Annotated in this window: 4 protein-coding genes; all 4 read right to left on the bottom strand. The window is 50.6% G+C overall.

All coding sequences use genetic code 11. The features are described 5' to 3' along the window. Nucleotides 1-190 precede the first annotated feature (190 nt). Nucleotides 191-1,066: a hypothetical protein gene (locus tag ACG2F4_RS09235; RefSeq protein ID WP_395260058.1), complete on the bottom strand. Its 876-nt coding sequence runs from the start codon at nt 1,064-1,066 to the stop codon at nt 191-193. Between the two features lie 9 nt (nt 1,067-1,075). Continuing rightward, nucleotides 1,076-3,799, bottom strand: a complete 2,724-nt coding sequence (locus tag ACG2F4_RS09230; protein ID WP_395260056.1) for an IPT/TIG domain-containing protein — start codon at nt 3,797-3,799, stop codon at nt 1,076-1,078. A 157-nt stretch (nt 3,800-3,956) separates the two neighbouring features. Continuing rightward, nucleotides 3,957-5,348 carry an alkaline phosphatase family protein gene (locus ACG2F4_RS09225; RefSeq protein WP_395260054.1) on the bottom strand — a complete coding sequence of 464 codons (1,392 nt, stop codon included), beginning with the start codon at nt 5,346-5,348 and terminating at the stop codon, nt 3,957-3,959. A 68-nt stretch (nt 5,349-5,416) separates the two neighbouring features. Beyond that, complete coding sequence (eboE, locus tag ACG2F4_RS09220; RefSeq protein ID WP_395260052.1) at nt 5,417-6,643, bottom strand: metabolite traffic protein EboE; 1,227 nt, start codon at nt 6,641-6,643, stop codon at nt 5,417-5,419. Nucleotides 6,644-6,737 lie beyond the last annotated feature (94 nt).

Below are 6,737 nucleotides of genomic sequence, written 5' to 3'. Positions count from 1 at the left end.
TACATCATATTTTACAGGCCATTGTATGTAACAGGGTGTAACGTGCCGCGCGATTTGCCCTCCAGCTGCGTTAAAGGGAAAATCGCCTGCTCAACCTGCGAAAGTACGTCTGCGCAGCCATTTTCCCTTCGCCTTGCTGAAGAACAAATTTCTTGGTGAGAAATACGGGCTAAGCTTTTTCACAAAAAATCTACTCAACCTGAACTCTTATACTGCTGGTCGATTTGCCGACCTGCAGAGTTATCGTATGGGGTCCCTCGCTAAGACGTGTTTGCAGCAGTGCCCCTTCTCCCAATTCTCCATCGGCCGAGGATAACCATGTAAAACCCTCTGTAATTTCTTCTCTGGTATTGGGGTTATAGGCCTGGCCGTTAAACAGTACGCTGCGTCCGGTCGACAAGCTCTCCCCTTCCACCGGTGACAAAATAGTGACCTCGTGAGGTTTTCGATCAATTTTTGTTTTGTCGCTCTCGGCCTCTGCATTATTATATCCATCCGTTACCTGGACTAAAAATAGACAGTCATCTCCCCCCGCGAGTTCTGTCACCTCTATCTGCATCCTGTTTTTTTCGGTACGGTTTCCCACACGCTGCCAGGTTTCGCCGCCGTTGTTGGTATACAATACTTTATATTGCAAAGGAGCATCCCCGTCGTATGAGGTTTTCCACTCCAGCAAAAATCGCTCGTCTGTAATGCGCTCCGGTATTTTTGTTGTAATCGTTAGCTCGGGTCTGCTCTCAGGAACTCTCAATTCATCAAGGAGTTTTCCCTTGTACTCATACCGTATGCCTTGGGTGCGCTCATCAAAAGGGATATACCCCCGAACAGCCAATTTTGAAAGTCTTCCCGGATCGGTGCAATAGTAGCCATATGACAGGGGGACCCGAAGTACAGGTTCACCTTCCCTGTCCAGGAGAACGGCGTGCATATCGCTCTCAGTGGCCATTATTTTTTCAAAATTTACACGCCGTTTTTTTCGAAACAGCGGCATATAGCTCAATTCCAATTCTGTTTCCGTATCCAGTTGCCCAATAAGGGTGAAAAACTGTTGATAATCTGGCATCATGTTCTCCTTCTAAATTCGGTTCCAAAGTCTATTCCACAAATCGATGGACATCCAGCGATCCTGGTAACTTTGCGTGCCATCAATATCCGGCGTACAGTAAGTCATCAGCGTTGGGATGCTATCCGGCATCAACCGGTATGCAGCAACATCCATCCCCACATCTTCAGTCAGTGAGACCAGTGAGTTATCCACCCCGTCGGGATTACCGCAAGAATCTACCCCCGGATTGGCTCCTGCATTTACGCTGGGTGCGTGATCTACAGAAACCGTGTGTGTAAGTTCATGGGCAAATGTGGCCCCCTGGCGGGCACGACTTATCATTCGGGGGTGATCGTCCCACCAAAACGGGATAACCCCGTCATTTGCCAGCCCATTCCAGGAGTATGTGCCGCTGTTGGGTATCAGTGCGGTCCATATCTCGTTGTTCTCTTCATAATCATCGGCTATGTCATCGATGCGATCCAGCAGGTTTGACCAGCCGTCCCCCGTAGTTAAATCCTCATCGCTCTGTGTATTGATGGTTCGATGATTCGGCGCCCGAAACAGCAGGAAACCCTGCTCCCGCACCGGCAGCCGTGTTCTGGCTCCCTGCAGTGAGATGTTGTAATCATTCATTGTGGGAGCGGAAATATTATTTATCGTGTCGTTCACCAAAATGGCAACCAGCCTCAAGCGACCGTTATGCCTGAAAGTTGCGCTGGTTTGGGTACGGTCCCAACGCCCTCCACCATCTCTGGGTTCGGTGTAGACTTCGGCCTCAATCTCTATGGTTCCGTCGAGATCAGCAACCGGCAGTTCAAAATTCAGGCTGTGGTCCAGTTCTTCGCGATCCACATTACCCGGAGGCTGCGCATTCATCGTGTCACCGGGATTCAGTATATTGTTGACTGTAACTGAGTTCCCATCAGGATAAGTCAGCTCCAGATGTCCGGTCACATCGGGCAGAATATTAGCCCCCTCTCCAAAGTCGAAGCCGTCGCTGACGCCACTATCCACATACACCCGGACCATCGTTCGCTTTTCGCTGACTAAACGCACACTGTTGTTTTGCCCGGGGTTGTTCCAGTTGAAACGCTGTATCGGCTGGGTCACTTCGATCCCCAAAATCTCAAGATCAGGAGTGCGCACCGCCTTTGCAGAGACAATCTCTGTTACGGTACCGCAGCTGTTGCTTGCTTCAATCCTGTAGGTGGCCGTTACCTCACTGCCGGCGTTGAAGGGCCCGATATTTTGCTGTCCCACAGGGGCGGGATTTGATATATTGGCGGAAGGCCCGACGGATCCAACGCGGGATATCTGAATGCTGTCCGCATTGGTCACGGCCCAGTTCAGCACGATATCGTCACCGGCCTCAACCGTTACACTCTGTCCCCCATTCACCCGGAAATAGACGCTGGGAGCCCCAATATTGATGACATTGATATCACGACATTCCGGGGTATCCGGTCGATAGGGCAACATGCCCACATCCCTGGGCTGTCCCAGGCATACCCGTGCTCCCTCAGAAAACTCCTCAAAGGCCGCTCGGTTAGTATCATAGACCTCTCGACGCTGCAGCTCCGCCTCTTCATCTCGAATTCCGATGCACCGGCGCCCCGAAATGCCGGACGGCACCCGAACCACGATTTCCGAATCCGACCAGGAGATCACTTCGGCAGGATCGGTTCCAAACACCACTTCCCGGTCTCCCTGTTCAGTTCCAAAGCCGCTCCCGTTTATGGTTACAGTTTGCCCACTGCAAGCGCGATCAGTACTTATACCATCAATTTCTCCGGTTGATACTGAGTCCGGGACACGGCGTATTCTACGGCCAGCTCCGCGAACAAAATCCCTGCAATAGTCTCTGATCGGGTTACATTTTTCAGGGAAATCCGGGCCTTCAGGTATCGGTCCGTCATCAGGTCCACACCCAACAGGTGGACCCCCTGTACCTGGTCGTGGCGGGCGCCAGGGACCACCTTCTCCAGGCGGAGGCTGTGTCAAACCTCCATATCCCATATTGGCCTCTGCGCGCTGTTCCCTCAGCGTTTCAACACGACCGAAATATTCGCTCTGTTCCGCGTGTCCCCGCAGCCGTGCTTGCAGTCGCCGCCCCCCGTCCAGCTGATCCTGATAAACCAGTGAATTAAAACGGTCGGGACAAAGTGTTCTGTCCCACATTTTGTCGATAGCCGCCAGGCTGTACAAGTGCTGTTTTTCGTCATCCCCCGCCAGAAATACGGCGGTCTGCTGTATCGAAAAAAGCCTGTCAGGTTTCAAGAAGAACAAAGGTCCGCACGGTGCCTCGCCTCCACCGGGTAAAGGGATCTCGCCGCGCATCGTCTGCATGCCGCGCTCCGCCCGCTCTTCATAGCTGCGTACATTAATACCTTCGCTGTGCCTAGAGATAATCCGGTTGAATTCTGCTTCAGCTCTACTGTCTCCAGCCCAAATACGTGGGATCAGATCGTACAACTCCAGCAGTGGACGAATACCCTCCAGCGCTGATACAAGGACGGTGTCATAGACAAATCGTTCATCAGGATCTGATGCTGACTGCACCGCTTGGATCAGTTGTGTCAGCTCGTTACGGTCGTAAGGAGCCGGCAGTTTTGTTCCATCGGGCAGTTCACGAAAATCTCGACTTTCGGGGGGAGGTTTGGGTTCTTCGCGACCCGGCATTTTATCACCGGCCCCAAAAAGATTCAGAATGGCATTGAAAATACGTTTTAACATCTCCATCAACTGCTGCATATCCCTCTTCCCTTTTGTTCAATATTCTTGATAAACCTACCCTACAAGAAAGCAGATCAACGGTTTGTTACAAATTTTTAAGAATCTTCTTAGTTTCCCATTTTTATTAAATGATAATAAACAATTTTTCTCATTTTTTTAATTGTAGCGGATGATATTATCCTTTCAGATGGTTCAGGATAATATCATGGATCGCGGTGGGAGCGACAGAACCATCCCGGCTCGCTTTAACTTCGTCAATCAGTTCCGGCTGCCGGGATGCGATGATGGGACGTATTCCCGCGTCAGATTCTTTGCGGCCGTGCGATCCTTTTACGCCTGAGCCTTCAATCGGGATCAGATCCATAATGTAACGGAAGCCCATTTTTTTCTGCAGCAGCCGAAGTCCCGCTTTAAGTTTCGGAAACGGGATATCCGGGTCCAAAATCATCTCGGCGGGATCGTAGCCAGGCTTGGCATGGATATCAACGGTGGGGGCAAAATCGGGTGCCTTGTTATCATCCAGCCAGTAGTAATATGTAAACCAGGCCTCCGGCTCTGCAATGGCCACCAGTTCGCCCGAACGATTATGATCCAAATCGAACTCTTTCTTTCCTTTCTCATCCAGAATTCGTTCGACACCATCTACCTTTTCCAGCATTTTTTTCAGGGATTGAATATCCGCGGGGTTCTCAATATAGATATGAGCCACCTGGTGGTCGGCCACGGCAAAAGCGCGGCTGGCCCCGGCATCCAGCACCTCTCCGCCCATCTCCTCACGCACCGTGATAAACCCGTTTTCCCGGAGTACCCGGTTCAGGGAAACAGGCTTCTGCACAGACCTGATACCATATTCCGACAGGACAATAACCTGGGTATCTCGCTGCTCATAATAGGTTATTAAGTCTTCACAGACCTGGTCAATCTCCCTGAGATCCTTTTTAATATTGGGGATACTGGGTCCCTCTCGCTGCAGGCAGTAGTCCAAATGAGGCAGGTAAACCAGGCTTAAAGTGGGATCATACTCCTCCGCAATCATTTTGGCCGCGTCGGCAATCCACTGGCTGGAAACGATGGAGGTATTGGGTCCCCAGAAATTGAAAAGAGGAAACTGTCCCAGTTTGTCCTGAAGCTTGTCTCTGAGTGACATTGGGCGGGCATAAATATCCGGCACTTTAACCCCGTCCTTACGGTACATGGGTCGCTCTACTGCAACATAATCGGCGCCCGAATAGGTGGCATACCGCCAAAAAATATTGGCACAGGTAAAATCCGGGTCGTGCCGGCGGGCGGTGTCCCAGATTGCCGGTTGCTGTATCAGCTTGCCGGAACGCATCCAGAAGCGGACTTCACTGGTATCCCTGAAATACCAACCGTTGGCAACAATTCCGTGCTTGTCAGGCATCGTTCCTGTTAAGTAGGTGGCCTGCACAGAACAGGTAACCGCCGGCAGCATCGAATCCACTGACGTGATCTGCCCTTTTTCAAACCAGTCAGAAAGAAAGGGAGTGTGCTCTCCTATCAGATCGGGAGTCAGTCCGACAACATTCAGAACGGCTGTTTTCTTCATGACTGAGCTTTGTTTATGGGGAATTAATAGCTAAATGAGGTATAAAAATACAGGTTGTTCAGTTTTTATTAACCTGCGGTCAACGATTCCACCTGCTCCAGGGTCCATCGAAACTCCCGCTCGATTGAATCCAGCAAATTTTCCTTCAGATCGGCGGGCAGCACATCCCAGGTATAGGTTTCGATCTCAAAATGGGTGCATCCATCACCTGCTAACTGTTCAAGGCTCCGCACGATATCGTCCTGGGTAGAGTGCAAAATCCCATACTCCTTTATAAATATGGGAACGTGAAAATGGATCCGCCACTCATCAGCTTCAGATATATGGCCTGCATTAAGTGCCTCAGACAGGTCGGGATAGTGAAAAAGTTCACTCCCTGATCTTCGCTCAATTACCTGGTGCAGGTAGGTATCCTCCTCAAACTGCTTGAGCTTCGAAACAACATCTTCTGTATATCCAATGGAATCGTTTAAGTCGACCTTCAGTGCTGCGCTGATCTGCACTTTGCCAATGCGGATACCGGCCTGCCTGAACTGCTGAATCGCCTCGGCGGGATCCTCATATTCAACCGCAAAATGGCAGGTGTCGTAACAGACCCTGATATGTCGCCTTATCAATTCAACGGCCTCGTCCTGGGACTGCCCGTGTCCTGCAGCGAGGTGTGCAGCACCCGCCTTGAACAGCCAGTTTTCAAAAAAATCGATCGTCTCGGCGCTATTTTCAATCAGGCAGTCGGGTTCAGGTTCGATATCGATATGCAGCTCTTTACCCTCCTTTTCCCGAATCTCTGCCAGTGCAAAAGCTACTTCCGCAAGGTTGCGGCTGGACACGCGAAAAACATCTTCGCGCTGGGAATCCTTCAGCCACGGTTTATAAGAGATGGGAGAAGTGGATATTCCGCCATCCATATCCCCGGGCAGGAGTTCGGCCAAAACTCTGGCCAGGTTCAGCGTATATTCAAGCCGCTCCTGGTTCGTCCAATCCGGTTTATAGACATTATCCTTGACGCACTCCCCGTGAAAACTGCCAAAGGGAAAACCGTTCATGGTAAATACGTAAAGATCCTCATCGGAAAGCCAGCTCTTGAAATCATCCAGTCGCTTTCCCTCCAGCAGCTCTTCTGCCGCCCGGGCCGACAGGCGCAGTCCCACGCCAAACGATTGCTCGGGAGACAACCTGTTTTTAAGCTCGGGCAGGTTGGATTTTAATTGATTAAATACTTCCTCCCACGTTTCGCCGGGATGAATATTGGTGCAGTAAGTAAGATGGGTGTTCGGTGGGTTACCGAGTTTCATGCATTAAACATTGGTTTTAGAAAAAGTTGGAAATCATCATTTTCGTATTGCGTATTGCGTATTGCGTATTGCGTAATGCGTAATGTTTTAAACT

This window comes from Halalkalibaculum sp. DA3122 (assembly GCF_043951865.1).
Classification (GTDB): Bacteria; Bacteroidota; Rhodothermia; order Balneolales; family Balneolaceae; genus JAMQKA01.
Note: the sequence above shows the minus strand (reverse complement) of the source record. Positions and strands in the feature narration are given on the sequence as shown.